This window comes from Carboxylicivirga caseinilyticus (assembly GCF_050589785.1).
GTDB lineage: Bacteria > Bacteroidota > Bacteroidia > Bacteroidales > Marinilabiliaceae > Carboxylicivirga > Carboxylicivirga caseinilyticus.
Genome location: NZ_JBNGOX010000043.1, coordinates 26,860 through 52,820, shown reverse-complemented (window position 1 = coordinate 52,820; position 25,961 = coordinate 26,860). Strand labels below are relative to the sequence as shown.

The 25,961-nt window shown below is 36.5% G+C and carries 25 protein-coding genes; 17 read left to right on the top strand and 8 right to left on the bottom strand.

The genetic code is table 11. The annotated features are described in order from the left end of the window. Positions 1-129 precede the first annotated feature (129 nt). The 6 genes from ACRD62_RS18270 (at position 130) to ACRD62_RS18245 (ending at position 6,373) form a co-directional block, all read left to right on the top strand. On the top strand, positions 130-495 hold the full coding sequence (locus ACRD62_RS18270; protein WP_430821553.1) for a diacylglycerol kinase family protein: 366 nt from the start codon (positions 130-132) through the stop codon (positions 493-495). Between the two features lie 477 nt (positions 496-972). Then, positions 973-2,529 (top strand): acyl-CoA carboxylase subunit beta, encoded by a 1,557-nt coding sequence (locus tag ACRD62_RS18265; RefSeq protein ID WP_430821552.1) that lies wholly within the window; start codon positions 973-975, stop codon positions 2,527-2,529. Positions 2,530-2,541: 12 nt separating this feature from the next. Next, entirely contained in the window at positions 2,542-2,730 is a 189-nt protein-coding gene (locus tag ACRD62_RS18260) for a hypothetical protein (protein ID WP_321410991.1), read from the top strand. 43 nt (positions 2,731-2,773) lie between these two features. Next, positions 2,774-4,684 (top strand): pyruvate carboxylase subunit B, encoded by a 1,911-nt coding sequence (locus tag ACRD62_RS18255; protein WP_430821551.1) that lies wholly within the window; start codon positions 2,774-2,776, stop codon positions 4,682-4,684. A 193-nt stretch (positions 4,685-4,877) separates the two neighbouring features. Continuing rightward, entirely contained in the window at positions 4,878-5,678 is an 801-nt protein-coding gene (locus tag ACRD62_RS18250) for a metallophosphoesterase family protein (protein ID WP_430821550.1), read from the top strand. 2 nt (positions 5,679-5,680) lie between these two features. Then, positions 5,681-6,373 carry a hypothetical protein gene (locus ACRD62_RS18245; protein WP_430821549.1) on the top strand — a complete coding sequence of 231 codons (693 nt, stop codon included), beginning with the start codon at positions 5,681-5,683 and terminating at the stop codon, positions 6,371-6,373. Positions 6,374-6,420: 47 nt separating this feature from the next. Here ACRD62_RS18245 and ACRD62_RS18240 read toward each other — a convergent pair whose 3' ends face one another. Continuing rightward, the gene (locus ACRD62_RS18240) at positions 6,421-7,464 is read right to left on the bottom strand and encodes a glycoside hydrolase family 43 protein (RefSeq protein ID WP_430821548.1); all 1,044 of its coding nucleotides are present in this window, start codon (positions 7,462-7,464) and stop codon (positions 6,421-6,423) included. 253 nt (positions 7,465-7,717) lie between these two features. Between ACRD62_RS18240 and ACRD62_RS18235 the strand changes: the two genes are divergently transcribed. Next, entirely contained in the window at positions 7,718-9,127 is a 1,410-nt protein-coding gene (locus tag ACRD62_RS18235; protein ID WP_430821547.1) for an NfeD family protein, read from the top strand. A 302-nt stretch (positions 9,128-9,429) separates the two neighbouring features. Then, entirely contained in the window at positions 9,430-9,987 is a 558-nt protein-coding gene (locus ACRD62_RS18230; protein WP_430821546.1) for a DNA-3-methyladenine glycosylase I, read from the top strand. Positions 9,988-10,118: 131 nt separating this feature from the next. Here the strand turns inward: ACRD62_RS18230 and ACRD62_RS18225 are convergent, their stop codons facing one another. The 3 genes from ACRD62_RS18225 to ACRD62_RS18215 all read right to left on the bottom strand — a co-directional run bounded on the left by ACRD62_RS18225 (position 10,119) and on the right by ACRD62_RS18215 (position 13,154). Continuing rightward, on the bottom strand, positions 10,119-10,730 hold the full coding sequence (locus ACRD62_RS18225) for a fumarylacetoacetate hydrolase family protein (RefSeq protein ID WP_430821545.1): 612 nt from the start codon (positions 10,728-10,730) through the stop codon (positions 10,119-10,121). 18 nt (positions 10,731-10,748) lie between these two features. Continuing rightward, entirely contained in the window at positions 10,749-11,519 is a 771-nt protein-coding gene (locus ACRD62_RS18220) for an exonuclease domain-containing protein (protein ID WP_430821544.1), read from the bottom strand. Between the two features lie 93 nt (positions 11,520-11,612). Further along, on the bottom strand, positions 11,613-13,154 hold the full coding sequence (locus ACRD62_RS18215; RefSeq protein WP_430821543.1) for a hypothetical protein: 1,542 nt from the start codon (positions 13,152-13,154) through the stop codon (positions 11,613-11,615). Between the two features lie 199 nt (positions 13,155-13,353). Here ACRD62_RS18215 and ACRD62_RS18210 point away from each other — a divergent pair, with 199 nt between their 5' ends. The 5 genes from ACRD62_RS18210 to ACRD62_RS18190 all read left to right on the top strand — a co-directional run bounded on the left by ACRD62_RS18210 (position 13,354) and on the right by ACRD62_RS18190 (position 19,032). Next, positions 13,354-14,094 (top strand): superoxide dismutase, encoded by a 741-nt coding sequence (locus tag ACRD62_RS18210; RefSeq protein WP_430821542.1) that lies wholly within the window; start codon positions 13,354-13,356, stop codon positions 14,092-14,094. An 84-nt stretch (positions 14,095-14,178) separates the two neighbouring features. Then, on the top strand, positions 14,179-14,769 hold the full coding sequence (gene kefF, locus ACRD62_RS18205; RefSeq protein ID WP_430821541.1) for a glutathione-regulated potassium-efflux system oxidoreductase KefF: 591 nt from the start codon (positions 14,179-14,181) through the stop codon (positions 14,767-14,769). A 1-nt stretch (position 14,770) separates the two neighbouring features. Then, on the top strand, positions 14,771-16,651 hold the full coding sequence (locus ACRD62_RS18200) for a monovalent cation:proton antiporter-2 (CPA2) family protein (RefSeq protein WP_430821540.1): 1,881 nt from the start codon (positions 14,771-14,773) through the stop codon (positions 16,649-16,651). A 176-nt stretch (positions 16,652-16,827) separates the two neighbouring features. After that, the gene (locus ACRD62_RS18195; RefSeq protein ID WP_430821539.1) at positions 16,828-18,177 is read left to right on the top strand and encodes a sigma-54-dependent transcriptional regulator; all 1,350 of its coding nucleotides are present in this window, start codon (positions 16,828-16,830) and stop codon (positions 18,175-18,177) included. A 93-nt stretch (positions 18,178-18,270) separates the two neighbouring features. Next, complete coding sequence (locus ACRD62_RS18190) at positions 18,271-19,032, top strand: Rossmann-like and DUF2520 domain-containing protein (protein ID WP_430821538.1); 762 nt, start codon at positions 18,271-18,273, stop codon at positions 19,030-19,032. On the opposite strand, the gene ACRD62_RS18185 is transcribed toward ACRD62_RS18190, so the two are convergent. Both ACRD62_RS18185 and ACRD62_RS18180 read right to left on the bottom strand, forming a co-directional pair. Next, positions 19,025-19,543: a GNAT family N-acetyltransferase gene (locus ACRD62_RS18185; protein WP_430821537.1), complete on the bottom strand. Its 519-nt coding sequence runs from the start codon at positions 19,541-19,543 to the stop codon at positions 19,025-19,027. The two genes, ACRD62_RS18190 and ACRD62_RS18185, sit on opposite strands and share 8 nt — an antisense overlap. Positions 19,544-19,547: 4 nt before the next feature. Continuing rightward, a complete protein-coding gene (locus ACRD62_RS18180; protein ID WP_430821536.1) occupies positions 19,548-20,255 on the bottom strand; it encodes a (Fe-S)-binding protein in 708 nt (235 codons plus the stop codon). Positions 20,256-20,454: 199 nt separating this feature from the next. On the opposite strand from ACRD62_RS18180, the gene ACRD62_RS18175 reads away from it, so the two are divergent. Next, entirely contained in the window at positions 20,455-20,919 is a 465-nt protein-coding gene (locus tag ACRD62_RS18175; RefSeq protein WP_430821535.1) for a hypothetical protein, read from the top strand. Positions 20,920-20,934: 15 nt separating this feature from the next. Here ACRD62_RS18175 and ACRD62_RS18170 read toward each other — a convergent pair whose 3' ends face one another. Continuing rightward, the gene (locus ACRD62_RS18170) at positions 20,935-21,342 is read right to left on the bottom strand and encodes a tellurite resistance TerB family protein (RefSeq protein WP_430821534.1); all 408 of its coding nucleotides are present in this window, start codon (positions 21,340-21,342) and stop codon (positions 20,935-20,937) included. A 68-nt stretch (positions 21,343-21,410) separates the two neighbouring features. Next, positions 21,411-21,869, bottom strand: a complete 459-nt coding sequence (locus ACRD62_RS18165; RefSeq protein WP_430821533.1) for a methionine-R-sulfoxide reductase — start codon at positions 21,867-21,869, stop codon at positions 21,411-21,413. A 333-nt stretch (positions 21,870-22,202) separates the two neighbouring features. Between ACRD62_RS18165 and ACRD62_RS18160 the strand changes: the two genes are divergently transcribed. From ACRD62_RS18160 to ACRD62_RS18150, 3 genes are all read left to right on the top strand, one after another. Further along, the gene (locus ACRD62_RS18160; RefSeq protein ID WP_430821531.1) at positions 22,203-23,075 is read left to right on the top strand and encodes an electron transfer flavoprotein subunit beta/FixA family protein; all 873 of its coding nucleotides are present in this window, start codon (positions 22,203-22,205) and stop codon (positions 23,073-23,075) included. Between the two features lie 21 nt (positions 23,076-23,096). After that, positions 23,097-24,116: an electron transfer flavoprotein subunit alpha/FixB family protein gene (locus tag ACRD62_RS18155; RefSeq protein WP_430821530.1), complete on the top strand. Its 1,020-nt coding sequence runs from the start codon at positions 23,097-23,099 to the stop codon at positions 24,114-24,116. A 139-nt stretch (positions 24,117-24,255) separates the two neighbouring features. Continuing rightward, on the top strand, positions 24,256-25,956 hold the full coding sequence (locus ACRD62_RS18150; protein ID WP_430821529.1) for an acyl-CoA dehydrogenase family protein: 1,701 nt from the start codon (positions 24,256-24,258) through the stop codon (positions 25,954-25,956). The last annotated feature ends 5 nt before the right edge of the window (positions 25,957-25,961 follow it).

Below are 25,961 nucleotides of genomic sequence, written 5' to 3'. Positions count from 1 at the left end.
TTCAGGGGATTTAGGGGTGACATAAAATGATATTTTATTACAAATTGAAACTAACGTTGTTCTGATGTTTAATTTTTGGACACCCTCTTTTTTGTTTTAAATTAGTAATGGATCTTACTTCTTTAAATTATGAAACAACATCAAAGTAGACTTAAGAGTTTCAGATGTGCTTTTAAGGGAATTTTCATTCTTATCAAAGATGAAGCAAATGCCCGTATTCATTTAATTGCAGCAGTTCTGGCGGTCGTATTAGGTTTATTTCTGAAGTTAAATGTGAATGAGTGGTTGTGGGTTGTTTTAGCAATTTTTCTTGTCTTTATTATGGAGTTAGTGAATACTGCCATTGAGAATGTGGCTGATGCTGTTTCAAAGGATTACAATAAGTTTCTGGGTAAAGCAAAGGATTTAGGAGCAGCGGCTACCTTGTTGGCGACTATTTTTGCTCTAATAATAGCATTGTTTGTATTTGTGCCTAAAATATTAATGTTTATATAAATTTATTCCTCTAATAAATTTTAGAACTTAATCAGTAACCTGATAAAATATTAAATTGAATCGGTTTCAATTTTTCCCTCCATTATCATTTTATCAAATTATTTGTGATTTCAGAAAAACAGGGTTTGACTTCAATATAATTGTCCTTTAAATTTGAAGTTTCGCCATTGATATTTGAACGGGTGTTTTTTGAGTATTAAAAATGAAAATTTTACCCTCTTTTGATTGGTTTTATGTTGTATAACTATGTTGTAAAACATGTTTTAAAGATGACAAAAGTCTTAGTTTTCAGCCGTTCTGTTTAGATTGAATTTAAAATAGAGAAAAATTTCTATAATTTTGGAAATTTTAAGATATTGCGCCGCCTTGTTATTAATTTTTAACATTTCTATTGGCTAAAAATCAATCGCTGTATCTAATTTTGATGGCGAAATTGAATTAAAGAAATTTTGGTGTAATTATAAATTATCTGTATTTATGAAAGTGTCTGAAAAAATTGAGCTGCTCAAAAAAAAGAGAGAAGAAGCCAAACAAATGGGTGGAGAGGGTCGTGTAGCGAAGCAACACGAGAAAGGAAAACTTTCTGCTCGTGAGAGACTTGATGTTCTTTTTGATGAGGGGTCATTTAGGGAAATAGACATGTTTGTGGAACACCGCTCGGTCAATTTTGGTATGGAAAAGGTAGAGATTCCATCCGACGGAGTGATTGTGGGTCACGGTTTAGTACATGGACGTCCCGTTTTTGCTTTTTCACAGGATTTTACTTCGCGAGGTGGTTCGTTGGGTGAAATGCATGCAGCTAAAATCTGTAAGGTTATGGATTTAGCTGTTAAAGCCGGAGCTCCTGTGGTAGGATTAAATGATTCAGGAGGTGCTCGTGTGGAAGAAGGAGTAGATGCTCTGAAAGCATACGGTGAAATTTTTATGCGTAACTCGCGATCTTCGGGTGTGATTCCCCAGATTTCAGCGATTATGGGGCCTTGTGCCGGTGGTGCTGTTTATTCTCCTATCATGACTGACTTTATCTTCATGGTTAAGAAGAAAAGTCATATGTTTATCACAAGTCCTTATGTAATTAAAACTGTTACCGGTGAAGAAACTACCTTTGAAGAATTAGGTGGTGCTATGGTTCACAACTCAAAGAGTGGTAATGCGCATTTTGCTTATGACAGTGATGAGGAAACAATTGAGGGTATCAAAGAATTACTAGAGTATTTGCCAAATAACAATCTGGAAGAAGCTCCACAAATTCCTATGGGTGATGATCCTCAACGTGTATGCGAAGAGTTAAATACAATCATTCCTGATGAATCAAATGTACCTTACGACATGAAGAAAATCATCGAATCAGTTCTTGATAACGGTGAATTCATGGAAGTACATGAACATTATGCAGAAAATGCAATTGTTGGTTTCGGACACTTAAATAACAGATCAGTTGGTATCATTGCTAATCAGCCTATGATTCAGGCAGGTTGTTTGGATATCGATGCTTCAGATAAAATCAGTCGTTTTGTTCGTACTTGCGACGCTTTTAATATTCCAATGATTACTTTCGTTGATGTTCCTGGTTACTTGCCAGGTGTTCAGCAAGAGTGGGACGGTATCATTCGTCACGGAGCTAAGTTGCTTTGGAGTTATGCCGAAGCTACTGTACCTAAGTTTACAGTTATCACACGTAAAGATTACGGTGGTGCGTACCTTGCCATGTGTTCTAAACCATTGGGTGCTGATATGGTTTTTGCATGGCCAAGTGCAGAGATTGCTGTAATGGGTGCAAAAGGTGCTGTTGAGGTAATTTCAACCTATCGTAAACAAATTGCTGAGGCTGAAGATAAAGCCGCTAAAACAGAGGAAAAAATAAAAGAATACGAAGACGCTTTCAGTGTACCTTATTTGGCTGCTAAACGTGGATATATCGATGATGTTATCATCCCAAGTGAAACACGTCAGCGTTTGGTAGATGCAATGGAAATCATGTCGACTAAGACTGAAGTGTTGCCTCCTAAAAAACACGGTAATATTCCTTTATAAAATAGCATTGTCATGACAGAAAGAGAAAAGAAAAGAAAAGCTGCAATGATAGCAGTAGCCTATTATCTGGAACAGGAAAAAGCAGCAGCTGCTGAAGTTGTAAAACCTGCCAACAATTGGGCTGCAATGGGTAAAGGAATGATCATGAATAACCGTACCAATGTACAGCGCAAAGGTAGGTTGATGATGAAAGCTGTTTAATTGTCGGTTTAACCGATGTAAATCATTTAAAAAAGGAATAAAGATGAAATTCGATAAACACGGGGTCCTTGAGATGACCCAAGTACAATATAACGCGGATCGTCCAAAAGCGGAAAATCCAATTAAAATTAATGATGTCAGCCTTCGCGACGGACATCAATCATTGTTTGCAACTCGTGGTCGTACAGAAGATATGTTACCTGTTGCCGAAATGATTGATAACGCTGGTTACAACGCTGTTGAAACTTGGGGTGGTGCTACTTTTGATACTATGCACCGTTACTTAGGTGAAGATCCATGGGAAAGATTGCGTACGCTTAAAAAAGTGATGCCTAAAACTCCTTTCTCAATGTTACTTCGCGGACAGAACGTAGTGGGTTACCGTAACTATGCTGATGATGTGGTACAGGCATTTGTTCAGCGTGCTATCGATAACGGTATGGATATTTTCCGTTGTTTTGATGCATTGAATGATTACCGTAATTTCGAAACAGCAGCAAAGGTTATCAAAGATAATGGTAAGCATTTTCAAGGTGTAGTATGTTATACTTTAACTGAACCTCGTTTAGGTGGTGAAGTGTATAACATGGAGTATTATCTTAACAAAGTAAAGGAATTGGTAGAGTTTGGTGTTGATTCAATCTGTATCAAGGATATGGCAGGTTTGATTGCTCCTTACGATATCTATAACATGGTTCGCGAAATCAAGCAGTTTACTGATATTCCATTGAACCTGCATACTCACTTTACATCGGGTATGGGTGACTTGGCTATCTTCAAAGCTATCGAGGCAGGTATCGACATCGTGGATACTTGTATCGGACCTTACGCTTACCGTACTTCTCATGCTGCTGTTGAGCCAATCATCATGTCGTTGTTAGGTACTAACCGTGATTCAGGTATGGATATTAAAAAAATCACAGCGATTGCTGATGAAATGGAAAAATACATACCTAAGTACAAGCACCTTGATAACAGTCCTAAATATTCTACAACCGACATCAATGTATTGCTTCACCAAACACCGGGTGGTATGTTATCTAACCTGGTTAACCAGTTGAAAGCAATGGATGCGTTGGATAAATTACCTGAAGTATTCCGTTTATTACCTAAAGTTCGTAAGGATCTTGGTAGTATTCCATTGGTAACTCCAACTTCTCAGATTGTAGGTGTTCAAACAGTAAATAATGTGTTGTTTGATAAATTTGAAGGTGAGTACGCTCAAATCACTAAAGAGGTAAAAGACCTTTGTTACGGTTTGTATGGTAAAACTACCAAGCCAATCAATCCAGAGGTAATGAAAAAGGCTTTGAAAGATTACCCACGTGGCGAGAATCCTATTACTGAGCGTCCTGGAAGTATCTTGGAGCCGGAAATGGAAGGGGTTAAATCAGAATTTGCTGACTTAGCTAAAGATATCGATGACGAAGTATTAGTTGCTTTATACCCTGTAACAGGTAAACGTTTCTTGAAATGGAAATATTCAGGTGAAGAAGTGCCAGCTGAGTGGAAGGGTAAAACCATGGAAGAAGTTAAGAAAGAAGAAGACTTGGTTAAAAAAGCTCTTTCTGGTGAGTTAACTTCAAAGGCTAAAAACGGTAACGGTCGCGAGTTGGAAGTAACTGTAGATGGTGAAACATTTACTGTTGAAATTAACGATCCTTATGCAGCTGCAGCTCCTGGTCGTGTGCGTCGTAAGAAAGAAGACAAAGCTAAAGAAGTGGAAGCCAGCGGTAGTTTACACGCTCCAATACCGGGTATGGTAGTTGAATACAAGAAAAAAGTGGGTGATGAAGTTGCAGTTGGTGAAACCGTTGTGGTTTTAGAAGCAATGAAAATGATGAATAACCTTGAATCAACTGTTAACGGAGTGGTAACAGAAATCAAATTTGATTCAGGTGATTCAGTTTCAAAAGGAGATGTTTTAATGGTTATTGAACCAAAAGAAGCATAGGCTCTACAAATACAGAATATATAATTGCCAAAGGGGGTAGGTTCGAAAGAGCTTACCTCTTTTTCATTTCATGGCTTATTACCGACATTTTGAACTTGTGTTTTCATACCTCAGTATCTTTTTTATTTGGAGGGGTATCAATAGGAATATTTTTGTGGAATAATAATTCATGAAAGAATAGATAAGGGGAAACATGAGGAAAATAATAGTTTATGCTTTTTTACCTGTTATGTTCAGTTTGTTTTCATGTGATGAATGGATTGAGTTTAGTCCGTATGAAAACAAAATAAAGGCTTCAGATAGAAAGCAAAATGAAGTAAATTATAAGCGTATTGCAAGTGATGCAGAAAAAACATTCGAACCTTTTAAAATAGGCCTTATATCTGACACTCATACATATTATGATGAATTTGAAAAGCAGGTAGGTTTTATTAATTCTCAGGATGATTTAGATTTTATTATTCATTTAGGGGATATTACTTTGAGTTCCAATATAAGGGAATTTCAATGGTATAGCGACATTGTAAATAGGATTAATATTCCAGTATTTACATTGATAGGAAATCACGATTGTTTGGGTAATGGAAAGGATATCTACAAAGAAATGTTTGGAGATAATAACTTCTCATTTGGATATAAAGGTGTCAAGTTTATTCTATTTGATGATGTGGTTTGGGAGCAACAAATTGAAGATCCTGATTTTGGGTGGCTAAATGATGCTCTGGAAGGGAATGAAAATTACAATTATGTAATTCCATTTGCTCATATACCGCCATGGGATTCTCAATTTAGTTTAGGAAATGAACTTTTGTATAATGGTATTATGGAGCATTTTAATGTTCCTGTATCAATCCATGGGCATGGTCACAGTTATAGTTATGATCAACGATATGGAGAGGTTAACTTTTTGATGGTGCCATCGTGTATTAGAGATGAATTAATTGTGCTGGATTTTCAAAAAGACACAATGTTGGTTGAAAGAATAAAATACTAATCATGAATAGTAATTTTAATAAAGTGCTTCTCCAGATTTGGTATTTTTTTGTGTTAGGATACTTATTGATTGGGATAGAGGTGTTTGCCCAAAAGGGAGGCTATGCTGAAAAAGATAACTTACCTGTATTATTGCAAAATGCATATAAGAAGAGGGTCAAGGTAATTAAGAATGATACAATACATTATCGACATCGTTGGCTATTGCCAGATCAATATAAAGTTCAGTATGCAGGTAGTATTGGTTATATGTCAGTAGGATTTGGTTATGAAATTGGTAAAATTTATCAACCTGCCATGTTCTTTGGTTATGTAGGACCGCATTTTGGTGGTAGTTTAAACAGAGTGTTTACGGTATCCTTAAAAAATACCTTTCGATTTACCCGTGAGCCCTTGTTTAACTATTTTATGCCTTATGGAGGATTGTCAATAAACTGGGGAAATACTAATAATACCTTTCGTACCCTTCCTGATTATTATCCGGATGAGTATTATTTTCAGAATATGATTCATTTTGCCCCTTTTGTTGGTGGAGAATTAAAGTTCGGGATAAAAGGAAATTATTTTAAAGCTGTTGGTATTTATTCTGAAGTATCGGCATTTGATGCTTATTTATTGGAAGCCATCAGAACAAAATATGTTAAACCAGATATGATACTTTCATTGGCTGTAGGTGTAACTTTATATCTGAAATAAAAATGGAGGTTCTAATTGAACCTCCATAATACTTGTGCTTTAATTTTTTATTTTACCAGATCAACTCCTTCTGAAGTCATGATTATCTTTTTGATGGTTCCATCCGGGTTATAGTATAAATTGTCGATACAAACCGAACGACGGAAACTGCCCCCGTCGGTAGGTATACTTCCATTGTGATAAACAAAGTAATCTTTTCCTTTGTACTCAAGGATTGCCTGATGATTTGTATTGCAATTTCCGGCCACTTCATTAATAATGCCTTTAAACTCCCATGGACCAGTAATTTTTTTGCTCATTGCATAGGCTGTTTTTTCAGGGAATTTATAAGAATACGTTAAGTAGTACCAATCACCTTTTTTGTGTACCCAAGGAGCTTCAACAAAATGAGGTAATTCTAAATAGTTGATGTCACCATCCAGCTCAATTAAGTTCTCTTTTAATTTTGCCCATTTAAGCGATGTATTACCCCATAAAATGTATGATTGTCCATCTTCATCTGTAAATACTGTTGGATCAATATCATCCCAATTCATATCTCTTTTACCATCATCAATCTTGAATGGGGCCGGAGTCATGTCAGTTGTGATAAGTGGTGCTCCAATAGCATCCGTAAAAGGTCCTGTTGGACTGTCTGCAACAGCTACACCAATTGCAAATCCATTGGTTGGACCATGATAAGCTGTAACAAACCAATAAAATTTGCCTTCTTTCTCAATGGTTTGAGCAGCCCATGCGCTTCCTGATGCCCATTCGAATTCATTAACATGGAATGGTACAGGATGCTCTTCCCAGTTCTTTAAATCGGTTGATTTGAAAATCAGCCATTCATTTAATACATAACCATTGCGGCCTGCAGGAGCTTCATCATGACCGGCATACAGATAAACTGTGTCGTTATATACTAATGTTGCCGGATCGGCTGTGTATTTATGAGTGATAATCGGGTTGCCTGGCTTATCAGCCATTTCCTCCAATTCTTCAGTGCTTAATACCGGGGGTGTTTTTTTCTCAGTTTGCTGTTGATTACATGCTATGACTCCAAAAGCAAAAGCAAATCCCAATCCGAAAATTTGTTTGTTCATTTTCATATAACTTGATTTTAATTGTTTTCATAAAGGCCAAATACCTAACAAAAGTACATCTCTTTGTTTAGCTGAAAGGAGGATAATTGAGCAAAAATAGAGTACATATCCATAATTGAATTAGTTTATTAATCATGCTGAGATATGAATATTAAATGTTTATTCCAATTATTGTTGATGTGAGATTATATTAGACTTGATGTGTTCAAGTGTTATTTACATTAAAAATTTTCTATTTTTATAAATAAAACAACTCATCATGTACCGAAAATTTGCCCTGTTATTTTCTTTATTGTTTTCTATATTGGTATTTGCTCAGAATACCGAAGTGATAAATGATTCAGTTAAAAAAGTTTATACTTTCAAAATTTTTCGTGAAATAGGCAGTACCTCATGGATTCATACTCAGGAGGCTTTTGCTGAAGCTGAAGCGATGAATGCTGATGTGATTTTGTTGCATATGAATACCTATGGTGGTCAGGTTGTATATGCTGATTCTATCCGTACCAAAATATTAAACAGTCCTATTCCGGTACATGTATTTATCGACAATAACGCAGCTTCGGCTGGTGCACTCATTTCTATTGCCTGTGACAGCATTTATATGCGTCCCGGAGCCAATATTGGTGCAGCTACTGTGGTGAATCAGAGTGGAGAGAAAATGCCGGATAAATATCAGTCGTACATGCGTTCGACCATCAGAGCAACGGCTGAGGCTCATGGCAAGGATACCGTTGTGGTTGGAAATGATACAACTTATGTTTGGCGTCGCGATCCTCATATCGCGGAAGCTATGGTGGATGAAAGTATTTACATTGAAGGTGTTATTGATACAGGTAAAATATTAACCTTTACAACCGAAGAAGCAATTTTAAACGGTTTTTGTGAAGGAAAAGCAAATAACCTGAAGGAGGTGCTTGCTCATTTGGATATTGAAGAATATGAAATGTACAACTTTGAACCTTCGTTTTACGATGGTTTAAAGGGGTTTCTTACCAGTCCTATTTTGCAAGGGATATTGATACTGATTATAATGGGAGGTATCTATTTTGAGCTGCAAACACCGGGAGTAGGTTTTCCGCTGGCAGCTGCAGGTGTAGCTGCTATCTTATATTTTGCCCCACTGTACATCGATGGTTTGGCTGCCAATTGGGAAATAATTCTTTTTGTCGTCGGACTGGTACTTATTGGTCTGGAGGTGTTTGTAATACCCGGTTTTGGGGTAGCAGGTGTTTCTGGTATAACATTAGTGGTGTTAGGACTTACTTTTAGTATGCTTGATAATGACTTATTCGATTTTGAACCGGTTGGTTTTAATAAGCTTCTGGAAGCATTGGGAATTGTCTTATCAGGATTATTTGGATCGTTATTGGCAATTATTTACATCAGTAAAAAAATATTGACAAGCAACAGTGGTTTGGGAGCCAGAATTGCTTTAACAACTGAAGAAAATGTTGAGTTGGGTTATATTGGAGTGGAAGCTTCTTTGAAGGAATTAGTAGGAGAGAGTGGAACAGCCAATACTACACTCAGACCATCGGGTAAAGTTGAAATAAACGATGAGGTTTATGACGCTGTGGCCGAAACGGGTTACATCGAAAAAGGAACGGACATTAAAGTTTCACGATTCTCACATGGCCAATTGTATGTGGTGCAGATAAAGAAATAAAGTCTGTAGTCCGCATCATTGAGTCTGCAGCTTGTAATGGTTAGTATTTAAAGTTGTCTTAATATAATATACGAGTCCCGTTAGGGAAGTCTTTACAAGCATAGTGCGTAAGTGTTATGGAATTGAGTAGTGAAATAAAAAGCTCTGGATCGGATCTTTATAGAGATATTTAAACTGAAGATCCGATCCATATTTAAAGGAAAGCCATTTTACAGTCCCGAAGGGACGTTTGTAGCAGCATAGTACGTAAGTGCTATGTTAAATTATTAATGCATTAAACATTTATCATCTAGAACGATTCTATGAAAACACGATGCAACTGGGTTGATCAAACAGAATTAATGCAGAAATACCATGATGAAGAATGGGGTGTGCCTTTGCACGATGACGATAAATTATTTGAGTTCATGGTTCTTGATGCTTTTCAGGCAGGTTTAAGCTGGTCAACCATTCTTAAGAAAAGGGAAGGGTTCAGGCGGGCTTTTGATGGCTTTAATGCAGTTAAAATTGCTAATTACGATAATGCAAAGGTTGAGGAATTGATGCAGGATGAATCCATTATACGCAACAGGCAAAAGATTGTGGCCACCATTAAAAATGCCAAAGCCTTTTTGCGTATTCAAAAAGAGCATGGCTCATTTGATAAATATATCTGGCAGTTTACCGGTCATCAGACCATAAAAAATCATTATTCCGATTCAAAAGAATTACCTGCTACATCGCCCGAATCAATTGCAATGAGTAAGGCTTTGAAAAAAGAAGGTTTTGCTTTTGTAGGACCTACCATTTGTTATGCCTTTATGCAAGCGGCTGGTATGATAAATGATCATTTAACAACTTGTTTCAGGTATAAAGAATGAGGTGTGGTTTGAGAAGATTTTACTTTGGATTCAATTAAAGTAAAAGGATCACATCTGTCATCCAAAATGGCTGCCAAGATGCGATCCTGTATAACTTATCGGACTTTGAGCTCCGGTCCGTTGCTTGTCAGTTATTTTATCAAAAAGTCGAACATCATTTTATCTCCTAAATAACCTTGTAATCGATCATTGATTTTTACTGGGCCAACGCCTGCAGGAGTTCCAGTATAAATCAAATCTCCTATTTTAAGAGTAAAGTATTGCGAAACATGAGCAATGATTTGGTCTATAGGATAAATCATTAAAGAGGTATTTCCTTGCTGACGGGTTTCTCCGTTTACATCCAGTTTGAAATCTATGTTTTGAATGTTTTCGAATTCGTCTGTTGATACAAATTCCGATAACACTGCTGAACCATCAAAAGCTTTTGCTTTTTCCCAGGGCAATCCTTTTTCTTTCAGCTTCGATTGTAGGTCACGTGCCGTAAAATCAATACCCAAGGCAACCTCGTCGTAATAACGATGGGCAAATTCAGGAGCAATGTTTTTACCTATTCGGTTGATCTTCACCACAACTTCTACTTCATGATGAAAATCTTGAGCAAAATCGGGAATAAAGAATGGGCGATTTTTCAGTAATAGCGCCGAGTCGGGTTTTGAAAAAATCACAGGTTCGGCTGGCATCTGGTTGTTCAGCTCTTTAATGTGATCAACGTAATTGCGACCAATGCATAAAATTTTCATACTACTGAATTTAAAAAACTACTTCTTGTTAAAACCTCTTAACTTAATATTTGTCAGTACTTTTTTTGTAAAAAGTGGGAAATCACCGTTCATCATCCAACCATAATACGATGGATCTTTCTCCAATACTTTTTCAACAGATTGACCTTTGTATTTTCCAAAGTTAAATACTTCTTCTCCCTTATCGTTAAAAATGATACGCCCAATAAAATCAGCATTTTTATTAAACGAAGAGAAAGTATTTAAAAATTCAACATCATTTTCCAATTCGGGGTAGCGATCTAATTGAGCAAGCAAAACTTCATAGGTAGCTCTTGTGTCTGCTTCAGCAGTGTGAGCGTCTTCCAGATCTTTTTCGCAATAAAATTTATAGGCGGCCGAAAGAGTACGTTTCTCCATCTTATGAAAGATGGTTTGAACGTCAACAAACTTGCGCTTTTTCATATCAAAATCAATCTCAGCCCTAATGAATTCCTCAGCCAAAAGTGGTACATCAAATTTGTTAGAATTGAATCCGCCAATATCGCAGCCTTCCATTATTTTTGCTATCTCTTTACCCAATTTTTTAAAGGTAGGGGCATCTTTTACATCTTCATCTGTGATGCCGTGAATAGCTGTTGATTCAGCCGGAATTGGCATTTCAGGATTTATCTTGTAGCAAAACGATTCTTCTTTTCCATCTACGCTGACTTTTAAAAGAGCTATTTCAACAATACGATCGTTAGCAATATTAATTCCGGTAGTTTCCAAATCGAAAAATACAATGGGGTTTTTAAGCTGGAGTTTCATTCTTATTTTTTATAGTTGAAACACAAAAATAGAGTAATTCACCCTTTTACCATTACTATTGAAGGATAAATTCAAAACTTATCTGCTTTTCGGTTATTCGTCTTCTTTTTTTCGAATGACAAACAAGAAGTTATCAGCTTTGGTGTTGTACCATTTTTCTGGGATTACAAAAGGTTGACTAAATTCAGGTAATCCTTCGCCTTCTATATTTACAATATATGATCCGGGAGTCAGCGCCATAATGAATTTTGCCGAATCAGCAGAAGCTCTGTATTGTCCCACCAAATTGTTTAATGTATCGGTAATGGTTACCCGTGGTCGCGATGATGGAATTATCAACCCTTGTTCACTTTCAAATCTTATATCAGCTTTAATGATGTAATTAAAGGGATCTTTTTCGTTGAAAACAACTTTGTAGATGTCACGTCCACCAAGTCCTTCTGGTCGGATGGCTGAAACATATGCATGTCGTTTGCCATATACCCATGATATATTGTAATTATCATACGTGTCATTAATCGGATAACCCATGTTAACAGGTTCGCTCCATTCTCCAGTCTTTGTGTCTAAATCAGAGTAAAAAAGGTCATATCCACCCATCGAATGCTCATTGTCGGATGAAAAATAAATTCGTTTACCATCTTCTGATAATACCGGGAAATTTTCATTGTATCTCGAATTAATTTTACCGGGTAGTTCGCGAACAGGTCCCCAGTTGCTATCCGGAAGTTTAATGGCATAATATAGATCAGTATCACCATAATCTGAGTCTCCTGAAAACACTATCGTATCGCCACCAGTCGAAAACCAAACTCCAAATTCCGAACCTTTTCCATCTAACGGATTACCAAAATCCTGGAGTAAATCAAAATTGTATTTGCCATTGTAATTGGCGTAGGCCATTTTGTCTTCTTTCATACGGTTGTGATAAACCATCAGCATTTTACCACTAGGTTCTATTCCTGCAACCATTTCATCGTAAATACTATTTACCTTCGAACCAATAATTTTAGCATTTTGATGTATGTTTTGACTCATTTCTGATACATAAACATTGAAATAGTATATACCTGCAAAACTATTGTATTTCTTATCTGATGAAAAAAATAGTGTTTGTTCATCAACGGTAACAAAAGGATTAATTTCGTTACGCGCTGTATTAATATTTTCACCCAGATTGATAAAACTAACATCCACGGGGTTTTGCATCAATGCCTTAGCGTTTTGAATATTGTTTAGGAGTAATTCAGTTTTTTTCTTGAATTCAGCATTACTTGCGAATAAACTTTCATTTTTTCTGAGGTAATTCTCCGATTTTTCAAACTCATGTCCATGATAAAGAGCTAAAGCAAAATTAAAATTGCCTTCAATATCATTAGGCTTTAATTCCAGTAACTTTTCAAGGTAGGGGATAGCTTCTTCTCTAAGAGTATTATCTTTTATTATGCAGTTCGAAATCAGAGTAAGCAGTTCTGCATTGTCTTTATCTTTCCTGTAAAGGCGCTGGTAATCCTTTAATGCTCTTTGGTAATTATAGTATTTGTAATAGTCGTCAGCACGTTTTTTGTAATTGGTTTGCGCAAAAAGACTTATACTTAATAAACAAGTAAAAATAAGTAAAAAGGTGTGTTTCATTATTCAGGTTATTGTAATGCACGAGTTTAAAGAAAATAATTTGCTTTGAAATGTGAAAACATTAAGTGACAAAACTAAACAAAAAACTGTTAAACGTGTTATTTGTAAATAGGCTGCAGCTGAACCTTTTAAAGGTTTTTAAGTGGCTTTGATTAGTATTGACAGATTAATCAAATATTTTGATAAACCGATATAACTTATGGAAAGAAGACAATTTATTAGTTTACTGGGACTCGGAACTGTAGGTGCATGCACAACAGCCGGAGGAAGCAAACAAGGTGCTTCTCAATCAGGTGAACAAAAAAGTAGTCCGATATCTGGTCATTTCTTCCCTGCTTTACCATATCAGTATAATGAGCTGGAGCCATATATTGATGCTGAAACTATGGAGTTGCACTACGATAAACATCATAGAGGATACTTTAAAAAGTTCACTGCCGCTATTGAAGATTCACCTCTTGAAACAATGGCAATGCGCGATATCTTTGCTGAAGTTTCAAAGCATGACACGGGTATTAGAAATAATGGGGGAGGATATTATAATCATATGCTATTCTGGGAAAATCTTAGTCCTGAAAAAAGTGAGCCTTCAGCTCGTTTATTAAGTCACATAGTAAAGGATTTTAATTCTTTTGATGCATTTAAAGAAGAGTTTTCGAAGGCAGCTAAAACTCGTTTTGGTAGTGGTTGGGCATGGTTAATACTCACTGATGATAAAAGCTTAAAAGTAGTCTCATCACCAAATCAGGATAATCCTTTGATGGATTTGGCAGAAGTTAAAGGTATTCCTTTGATGACACTCGATGTTTGGGAGCATGCCTACTATCTTAACTACCAGAATAAGCGTGGTGATTATATAGCCGCTTTCTGGAGTGTTGTGAATTGGAAAACAGTAAGTAAGCGTTTCGAAAAAGCATTGAAAGGAGAGTGGTTAGGTTAATACATTTAATTTTCCAATCATAAACTTTTAAAAGCCCTTCCAAAAGAAAGGCTTTTCTTGTATTTTAATGCAAAATATAAGTTTATGAGAAAGATTCTGATACTTTTTGCCCATCCATTACCACATAAGTCAAGAGTAAATAGTGCTCTTGTTCAGGCTGTGAAAAAAATGAGTGGGGTAACCTTTCATGATTTATACGAAGAGTATCCTGACTTTTTTATTGATATTAAACGAGAGCAGGATCTGTTACTACAACACGATCTCATCATTTGGCAGCACCCTTTTTACTGGTATAGTGCACCAGCTATTTTAAAGGAATGGTTTGATTTGGTTTTGGAACATGGTTTTGCCTACGGTCGCACCGGTGAAGCACTGAAAGGTAAATTCAGTATGTCGGTAATTACCACTGGTGGATCAAAAGATACCTATGATTACAAGGGACATAATCATTATCCTATAACTCAGTTTCTACTTCCATACAAACAGGCTTCCACATTATGTCAGATGACGTATATACCACCAATGGTTTTTCACGGAACACATTTAATGAGCGAAAGAGATCTGGACATAGCTAAGATGGACTATATTAAGCTTATCTCTTTGTTGCGCGATGGAAAACAACCTTTGAAGGAGATTAAAAATAACATGTTTGCTAACGAATACTTAAACGACTAAGATGCATTTAGATACAATATTCTTTGATATGATGGTGTATTTGCTGGCAGCCGTTGTGTCAGTTCCCATTGCAAAAAAGATTGGTTTAGGATCAGTATTGGGTTATTTAATTGCAGGTATTGTTATTGGTCCATTTGCTTTAGGACTTGTAGGTGCTGAAGATGCTGATGTGATGCATTTTGCTGAATTTGGAGTGGTTATCATGTTATTCCTGATTGGATTGGAACTACATCCAAGTATGCTCTGGCGTATGAAGCGTTTGATATTTGGTTTGGGAGGGTTGCAAATTGGTGTTACTGCTGGTATTATAGTGCTCATTTCATCTCTTTTCTGGTTAAATTTTGCTCAAGCCATTACAACCGGACTCATATTGGCACTCTCGTCAACAGCCATTGTTTTGCAAACCTTATCAGAGAAGGGATTATTACAAACAAGAGCCGGGCGACATGGTTTTTCTGTGTTATTAATGCAGGATATTGCGGTAGTGCCAATCTTTGCTATACTGGCTTTATTGGCTAATCAGGTGGCTACTTCAACTGTTGCTGATACAACAGTTTTAACAAATGAAGGCTGGAAAAATTTGCTGTTAATTATGTTGGCTGTTGGAATTATTGTGATTGGAGGTCGTTATGTAGCACATTATTTATTCAAGTATATTGCAGATACCGGTTTAAGGGAGTTATTTACGGCAACAGCTCTTTTAATGGTTATTGGGGTAGCCATTGGTATGGATGCAGTTGGTTTATCTCCTGCGTTGGGTACTTTTTTAGCAGGTGTGGTTCTGGCTAACAGTGAATACAGATATGAACTGGAAAACAATCTTGAACCTTCCAAAGGTTTGTTGTTGGGCTTATTTTTCATTTCTGTGGGGGCGAGTATCAACTTTAATTTGTTTTTGGATCATGTTGGTTTAATAATTGGATTATTAGTATTGCTCATTTGTATAAAGTTTATCGTTTTATTCGTCCTAGGGCGGATCTTTAAACTTAGTACATCTCAAAATCTATTGTTCACTTTTAGTTTGTCACAAGCTGGTGAATTCGGATTTGTTTTAGTCGCTTTTGCTTCACAAAACGCCATTTACGATGAATTTACATCAGGCATTTTACTGATTGTGATAGCTCTTTCTATGCTTATTACTCCGCTATTGTTTATTGTGAATGAGCGTTTCATATTACCTCGAATTTCTCATAAAGAAGCAAAGGAATTACAGCAGGATTCTATTGTAGATGAGGGTAATCCGGTTATAATGGCCGGATTTGGAAGATTTGGAATGGTGTTAGGACGCTTTTTAAATGCCAATGGAATTAATACAACCATTATCGACATCAATCCCCACAATATAGAGTATTTGAAAAAATTTGGTTATAAAATCTATTACGGCGATATCACGCAGGCAGATATGTTAAAAGCCGCCGGAGCACTTAAAGCAAAGGTACTGGTTATTGTGATGGGAGACAGACAGCAAATAGATAAACTCATTGATGTGGCAGTAAAACATTTTCCTCATTTAAAATTGGTTGTACGAGCCGTTGATGTGGCTCATGGTCTTGAGTTGGCCAATAAAAAGATTGAATCTTTCAGACAGGAAACTTTTGATTCTGCTGTTGCTCTTGGTTCGGATGCTTTGCGAAGTTTGGGTATGAGTAATTACAGGGTACACCGGGCTGCGACAACATTCAGACATCTCGACCGAAAATTTATGGATAACCTTCGTCAACGATATGGAATGAATGACCCACATTTTATAATGGAAACCCGTAAATTCTCGGAGCATATCGAAAATATTCTTTTACTTCAACAAAAACATCCCTATAACGAAATGGATTGTGCCTGGGATACCGACTCAATGATTACTGAGGAAAAAGAGAATCAGGAGTAATGTTATTTTAAACAGGGTTTTTCCTTTTATGTTAATCCGACTCATAAATTGAGACATTTGTGATTTTTTAAAGTGTTAATAACTAGCATTTAGTCATTCTTATAATTTTAAATCAGAAAAAACCACTTGCTAATTAAGACCTTTGGGTATTAAATTGTGTGCAATGAGTGGAAATTATGGGTAAATCGGGAAATGTATTGGTTGTTGAAAAGGATAAAAACGTTCTTCAATGGATAGAAGGAATGTTGAAAGATTATGTGAAAAAGGTTATTACTGCAAAAACACCTTGCCAGATACCAAAGATTGTGCATGCAAATATAGTTGATGTGGTTGTTCTACCTTTTTCGTGTAATGGTGATTGTATTGATATAGAATCGGGTGTCAGGGTGTTACACTACCTCTTAAAGGTTAATCCAGATGCTAAAGTGGTATTTCTGGTCTCTCCTAATGATTTAAGTTCTGCTGTTAAAGTAATGAAGGAAGGTGCTGCTGACGTAATAAGTAACCGTTTTGAACACAAAGAGCTAATCAACAGGGTTCTTTCGTTTGTAAAAGAAACTTCGAGTAAAGGAAAAGAATTAAGTCATCATATCTTTATACCTCCTAAAAGGGAGTTTATCTATCATTCTGAAAAAATGCGTGAGGTAGTAAGAACTATTGATAAGGTGGCACCTTCGGAAGCGAATGTGCTGATTTTAGGTGAGAATGGAACAGGTAAAGAGTTAGTTGCTAATTCAATACATCAGAAATCAAAGCGTAGTGATAAAATATTCATATCGGTTGATATGGGTGCATTCAATGAATCGTTGATTGAAAATGAGTTATTTGGTCATAAAAAAGGATCGTACACCGATGCAAGAAATGATAAGGTGGGTAGGTTTGAGATGGCCGATGGAGGAACAATTTTTTTGGATGAAATAGGGAATCTTGATATAGCTGTTCAGGCTAAATTATTAACCGTTCTTGAAAAAAGAGAAGTAACAAGGATTGGAGATAATACATCAAAACCTATTGATATCAGATTAGTGTCGGCAACAAATAAATCGCTACACAAAATGGTAGATGACAGTGAGTTCAGAACCGATTTGTTATATCGTTTAAATACAGTTGAAATAGAGCTGCCTCCATTACGTGATAGGCAGGAAGATATACCTGTTTTAGTTTCTTACTTTTTATCGATGTATTGTGCACTTTATCGTAAACCATTACTTAAAATTGAAAAATCGGCCATTACCTGTATGCAAAACTATGATTGGCCAGGTAATGTAAGAGAATTGCAACACGTGATTGAAAAATCTGTTATTCTGGCCGAAGGAGACAGGTTGACAAAAGAAGAGCTTTGTCAGCGTGCTCATATTAAAGATGATGATGAAATAAGCTTTAGCAGTTATAATCTTGAAGATGTAGAACGTGAGGTAATTAATAAAGTTCTCCGATTAAAATCAGGAAATTTAACACATACAGCTGATGTTTTAGGTTTGACAAGGGCTTCGTTATATCGTCGTTTAAGAAAATATCAACTCTAACAACCAGATTATCTATTGATAAAAAACTATTGAAAATTGCAACTCTGAACATTCGTTTTTCATTTATATCTTCGCAAGGTAAAAATAAGAGTTATGCGAATTGTATTGATTGGTTCAGGTAATGTTGCAACCCATATGGGTAATGCTTTGTTTGAAGCCGGACATAAGATTAGTCAGGTTTATAGCAGAAGCAAAGAAAATGCAATTAATTTATCGGCCAGCATTGAGTCAACAGGGATAACTGATTTAAATAAAATTGATACAACTGCCGATGTCTATATCATTTCGGTTAAAGATGATGCACTGGCTGAGGTAGTTAATAAGGTGCCAATTGTAAAAGGTTTGGTTGTGCATACTGCAGGAAGTGTGGGACTTGAACTTCTAAGTAGATTTGAGAATTATGGTGTGTTTTATCCTTTTCAAACATTTACCAAAGCAAGTAAAATGAACTTTGGCAATGTGCCAGTGCTGGTTGAATGTAATACTGAGAAGAATACAGAAATACTAATGAATTTAGGACATACATTAAGTAAGACTGTTCTAAAGGCTGATTCGCAACAAAGGCTTAAATTGCATATTGCTGCTGTTTATTCCTGCAACTTTGTTAATCTGATGTATAATTTGGCTGATGAGGTATTGACAGAAGGTGGATTACCATTTAGTCTGTTACAACCGTTAATTTCTGAAACTGCCAGTAAAGTTCAAAAAATGAAACCATCAGAAACACAAACTGGTCCTGCTTCGCGTGATGATCAACAGACAATACAGAAGCATAAAGATATATTGGCTTCGAATGATGAGCTGTCTCAGATTTATGAATTATTGACAGCTGGTATTTTAAAGCGAATTAAATAGCTGGTTTAACGCTTCTGTATTCAAGGCCTTGCTTTCCATTGGAATCTGTAAATGTCGATGTTAGCAGCATTCCACATTTTTCAGAGACTTTAACTGAAGCTTTGTTATCGGCATACATTCGGGCTATGATAGTTGTGAAGCCTGCTTCGTTAAAGCAATGGTTAATTAAGGTCTGACAAACCTCAGTACCTAAACCGATATGCCAAAATTCGGAATCAATAATGTATCCTAGTTCAACTATATGTGCATTGTTATTGTAATCGAATAAGCCAGCTTCGCCAATTATTTTACCTGATTCTTTAAAGATAATGGCATAAATACCATATTCATGATATGTTTCAAATTTATGGTATTTAGCTTTTAGTTCCTTTAATGTCCATTTTTTATGAGCATTAGGAATATATTTCATATTGGTTTCGCTGTTATAGATATTTAAGAGGGTATCCAAATGATCATCATTTAAGGGTTGTAAAATCAGTCTGTCAGAAGTAATTGAGGACTTGTTTATCATTGGATTATTTGATTGAGGCTAGTACATCGGCAATATGAATGGTTTTAATGGGAAGCTTTTGAGCGTTTATATAGCTTTGGATATTTAGCAAACAAGAAGCTTCGCTGGAGACAATGTATTCTGCACCTGTTGCTAATGCATTTTCAACTTTTTGTTCAGTCATAGCTGTTGATATAGCTGAATGTTTTACCATGAAGGTTCCACCAAAACCACAGCACTCGGTATTCTTTTGCATCTCAATTAATTCCAGCCCTTCTACTTTTCTCAATAATTGACGAGGTTCATTATAGATCCCATATTCTCTTAATGCCGAACAGGCATCATGATAGGTTACTTTATGAGGAAAACAGGCTTTAAAATCATCAAACTTAAGATGATTTATAAGAAAGTCGGTTAATTCATAAACACTGTTTTTTAGCCGTTCGGCTTCCTTTGAATCAATTAAACTGGCATAATGTTTTCGAATATAACCGGCACATGAAGCTGAAGGTGTTATTACAGGACGATCATTAGGGAAATCTTTTACAAATTTATTTGCGAGCTTCGAGGCATGCTTTACATCGCCACTGTTAAATAGTGCTTGTCCGCAACAAGTTTGTTCAGGATTGTAGTTTACTTCGCATCCTGCTTTTTCTAACAGGTGGATAACGTTAAAAGCAGTCTCAGCAAACATCTGATCAATAAAACAGGGGACAAATAAATCTACAATCATGCCATTATTATTTTGTACTACAACAAAGATAGAAACACAATCAGAACCATGATCAATAATTTATTTAAATATAATATTTGTCTTTTAGACATACATATGGATATGCTCATCAACAATAACTTAATGACATCTCTAACTTTTATAACTACCCAATAATTTTTGCGTTCAACGCCACAAAAGGAGGGACAACGCAATGTGGATGAAAAGATATGTTGAACAATTGATTGAGGATTTAGAGGTTTCTCTTGAGAAGGCAGGTCAGAAGCTGTCATTATTCTTTGATTCTTCAGATAGTTTAGGTTATTTTCCAATGATGGATGATGAAGAAGGGGGAATTCAGTTATCGGATCTTATTGGAATGGAGAAATTTGTTTTTCCGAAAGTTAGTTTTTTAAGTGAGTTCGAGGCAAGCGCATTAACCAATGTTATGGTTAAAGTATTTAATGCCTATGGTTTGAATCCAATATTTTGGAATGAAATTACAGATTCGATACGATACGGACAGTTAAGGGAGTATATAGATCATATTGTCTACCCTGAAGAGGGAACATTTGTTGATCTCGAAATGTGTGATTATCTGCCGGAAGATTGTTCTTTTGCATCAACCTGTCCGGTAGCCTATATCACAGGAAAATGTTGTGGGGAGAGAAAATCAAGGGCGTAGAAACGCCCTTATTTTTTATCTTAATAATTCTTCTACTTCTTCAAATTGTATTAGCTGTTTTTCTTTTTCTTTTACAAATGAAAGTACAGAATCAACTTTTTCTTTATTAATGTTGAGGCGGGATCCTAAATTTCGGCACATTTCCAATTCTTTCTCATCAATATTTAAATCAACCTTCATTAATTGAATTACCCTGAAAAACAGGAAGAATCGTTCTTTTTCTGTGCTTGGTGACTGGAAGTTAAATTTGTCGAGGTTAACTTTTATTTCATCCAGTTCCGAAGGTTTAATCCCCATGCTTACAGTAACAAATCCTAGCCACATGTTCTCTGCAGCAGTTAATTTATTATCAGCATTTGCCATTTTTATTAAAGTGGCGGCATAACATTTTACTTCGTCGAAGTAATCGGAGAATTGTAACATGAATGTTAGTTTAGATTAGAATTATATTTTAAATATACCATATAATCTAAACTATTTAACATCATATTTCATTTTTCTTTGTCGGGTACAAAGATCAATGAGATAGAATTGACACAATGGCGGGTATTCTTAGGTGTAAAACCTTCACCTAAAAAAACATGACCTAGATGTCCTTTACAGGTTGAACATATTATTTCAGTCCTTCTTCCATCAGCATCAGGTAATCGGGTTACAGCACCCTCAATTTCATTATCAAAACTTGGCCATCCGCAATGTGAATCAAACTTATCACTGGAATGATATAATGGGGCATTGCATTGTTTGCACACATATGTTCCTTTTTCTTTATTGTCAGTGTACTTACCAGTATAAGGTAGTTCAGTTCCTTTGTGCAATATAACTCGTTGTTCTTCTTGTGTTAATGGATTCAGTTTTATCTTGGTACTATCGTTTTGTGACATGATTGCAGGTGTTAGAACTAGTGTGAAAATATATGAAATAACAAAAATGTAGACCGACTTTCTCATGGGTGCTCTTTTAGATGAATTGCAATATAATAACAACCATTTTTTGTTTACTTAAACTAATTATAAATAAAGCAAATCAGTTAAGATTTTGTTCATTGCTTTCATATGCTAAAAGTACCTGAAATGCTTAAATAAATACATATATCTAATGATCAGTATTACAGTGTTATGTATGTGGTAAGGGATTGTAATTGATAAAAAAGTTACGAAATTATAAAATTAGATAAATTGTTGTATGTATCAGTATTTCAATAATAAAGGCTTCGTATTGTTAATTCGCTTATTTTAATATATTTGTCAACCGTTAATAATTCTTTACCAAAAATTGAAACGATGGGATTAAATGTAATTGTTCTTGCCAAGCAAGTGCCGGACACCCGAAATGTAGGCAAAGATGCCATGAAAGCAGACGGGACTGTTAATCGTGCAGCTTTGCCGGCAATTTTCAATCCTGAGGATCTGAATGCACTTGAGCAAGCCCTAAGATTGAAAGATAAGTATCCGGGTACCACAATCACTATTCTAACGATGGGACCAGGTCGTGCAGCCGATATTATCAGAGAAGGTTTATATCGAGGTGCTGATAATGGATACTTGCTTACCGACCGTGCTTTTGCCGGATCTGATACATTGGCTACTTCTTATGCATTGTCTTGTGCCCTAAAGAAAATGAGTAAGATTGATCTGATTATCGCCGGCCGACAAGCGATTGATGGAGATACAGCTCAGGTTGGGCCACAAGTCGCTGAAAAATTAGGATTACCACAAGTAACATATGCCGAGGAAGTAATTTCGGCTGAAGGCGGTTCAATAACCATTAAACGACGACTGGAAAGAGGTGTCGAAACTGTTGAAATGCCTTTGCCGGGTGTGATCACAGTGAATGCCAGTGCTCCTGAATGTCGTCCACGTAATGCCAAACTATTAATGAAATTTAAGCACGCCCGAACGATTACAGAACGTCAGGGTGAAGCTGAAGATTACATCGATTTAACTGCTGATCGTCCTTATCTTAACATTGAAGAGTGGAGTGTTAATGATATCGAATCCGATATGAACTGGTTAGGTCTGTCTGGTTCACCAACTAAGGTGAAAAAGATTGAAAATGTTGTATTTCAGGCAAAAGAGGCTAAGCATTTAACACCTGCTGATGAGGAAATCGACGAATTAATGAAAGAACTTATTGCTAACCATACAATCGGCTAATCGATTTAGAAATCATTAAACATGAACAACGTATTTGTTATTTGCGAAGTAGATGAGGGAAAGATAGCCGATGTTAGCCTGGAGCTGATGACCAAAGGCCGTTCCCTTGCCAACCAGTTAAAATGTAAGCTCGAAGCATTGGTGCTGGGGCATAATTTAAAAGGAATTGAAAAAGAATTGTATCCTTACGGTGCTGATGTGATTCATATTGGTGACGATGAGCGATTAGATCCTTATACAACTCTTCCACATACTTCTGTTATTGTTGACTTATTTAAAAAAGAAGAACCACAGATTGCATTATTGGGTGCTTCTACATTTGGTCGTGATTTAGGACCTCGTGTTTCTTCTGCTTTACAAAGTGGTTTAACAGCAGATTGTACTTCTTTGGAGATAGGTCCGCACGAAGATAAAAAAGCCGGTAAGACATATGAGAATCTGTTGTACCAGATTCGTCCCGCCTTTGGTGGTAATATCGTTGCAACTATTATCAATCCCGATTGCCGTCCACAGATGGCCACAGTGCGTGAGGGAGTAATGAAAAAAGAAATTTTCGATGCTACCTATAAAGGAAAAGTAAATAAAATAGATGTTGATGCAATATTGAAACCTGAAGATTTAGTGGTAAAAGTTATTGAACGCCACATGGAAAAATCAAAGGTGAATATTAAGAACTCATCCATCATTGTTTCAGGTGGGTATGGTGTTGGATCGAAAGAGAATTTCGACCTGTTGTTTGAACTTGCAGAGGTGCTGGGTGCCGAAGTAGGTGCTTCGCGTGCAGCGGTGGATGCCGGTTTTGCTGAGCATGAACGTCAGATTGGACAGACAGGAGTAACAGTTCGACCAAAATTATATATTGCGTGTGGTATTTCAGGTCAGATTCAGCATACAGCAGGTATGGAAGAGTCTTCTATGATCATTGCCATTAACAACGATCCTAATGCACCAATCAATAAAATTGCCGATTACGCTATCACTGGCGATGTTGGCGAAGTGGTGCCTAAGCTGATTAAGTTCTATAAGCAGAACACGAAATAGACGTTAGACATTAGACGTTTAGATAGATAGACCGAAAATTCTGTATCTAATAGTCTATAGTCTCCAAGTCTAATAATCAATTTTAAATTAATGTTGGATCATGAAACCCCATCAGGGGAATCAATAATACAAAAACAAAATGGCAAATTTTTTCACAGATAATCAGGACTTAAAATTCCACCTGACTCATCCGTTGATGAAGAAAATTGTAGCCCTTAAAGAGCGCAATTTTGCTGACAAAGATAAATTTGATTACGCACCCATGGATTTTGAAGATGCCATGGATAGCTACGAAAAAGTATTGGAAATAGTAGGGGAGATTTGTGGGGATATTGTTGCACCAAACGCTGAAGGTGTTGATCAGGAAGGACCAAAAATTGTTAATAACGAGGTGGTTTATGCCAAGGGAACACAGGAAAACCTGGATGCATTGGTAAAAGCAGGGTTGATGGGGATTACCTTACCTCGCAAATATAAAGGACTTAATTTTCCAATTGTACCATATATTATGGCTGCCGATATTGTGTCGCGTGCTGATGCAGGTTTCGTTAATATTTGGGGATTACAGGATTGTGCCGAAACTATTAATGAGTTTGCTGATGAAGATCAGAAGGCACGTTTTCTGCCTCGTATCTCAGAAGGTGAAACAGCTGCAATGGACTTAACAGAACCAGACGCCGGATCGGATTTGCAGGCTGTTGAATTAAAAGCTTACGAAAAAGATGGTAAATGGTATCTGAACGGGGTGAAGCGTTTTATTACAAACGGTGATGCTCATGTTTCATTGGTTTTGGCTCGTTCTGAAGAAGGTACTCATGATGGTCGTGGTTTATCAATGTTTATTTACGACCGTAATCATAAAGCTGTTATTGTTCGTCGTTTAGAGAATAAGATGGGTATCAAAGGTTCACCTACCTGTGAGCTGGTGTTTAAAGATGCTCCGGCTGAGTTGGTCGGATCTCGAAAAATGGGGTTGATCAAATATGTGATGGCTCTTATGAATGGTGCCCGTTTGGGTATTGGTGCTCAATCTGTAGGTGTGTCTGAAGCGGCATATCGCGAAGCTTTGGCATATGCCGAGGAACGTAAGCAATTTGGTAAGTCAATTATACAGTTTCCTGCTGTTTATGAAATGCTTGCTGTGATGAAGGCAAAGCTTGATGCTTCCCGTTCATTGTTGTACGAAACATCTCGTTATGTGGACATCTATAAAACCTACATGCATATTTCAGAAGAACGTAAGCTGGAGCCTGAAGAGCGTAATGAGATGAAACGTTATCAGAAACTGGCTGATTTCTTTACTCCACTGTTGAAAGGTATCTCAAGTGAATACAGTAATCAGTTGGCTTACGATGCTGTTCAAATTCACGGTGGCTCCGGTTTTATGAAAGATTATCCGGTGGAACGTATTTATCGTGATGCACGTATTACTTCCATTTATGAAGGAACAACTCAACTACAGGTCGTAGCGGCTATTCGTGGGGTTACAACAGGTGGATATCTTGACAGAATCCGCGAATTTGAAATGATGGAGCTGAAGCCTGAATTGCATGGCTATCGACGTACGTTAATTGGTATGACTGATGAGTATGAACGTGCTGTAAAGGCCGTGGTGGATGTGAAAGATAACGAGTATATTGATTTTCATGCCCGTCGTTTAGTTGAAATGGCCGGAAATATTGTAATGGGTTATCTTTTGGTATTGGATACTCAACGCGAAGATAGTTTCCGTACTTCGGCTGATATCATGATTAAAAGAGGAAAGGCAGATAATCATGCCAAAGCAGGATTTATCTTCAATTCTTCAATAGATGACTTAGGTTTCTATAAACAAAACTAATATAG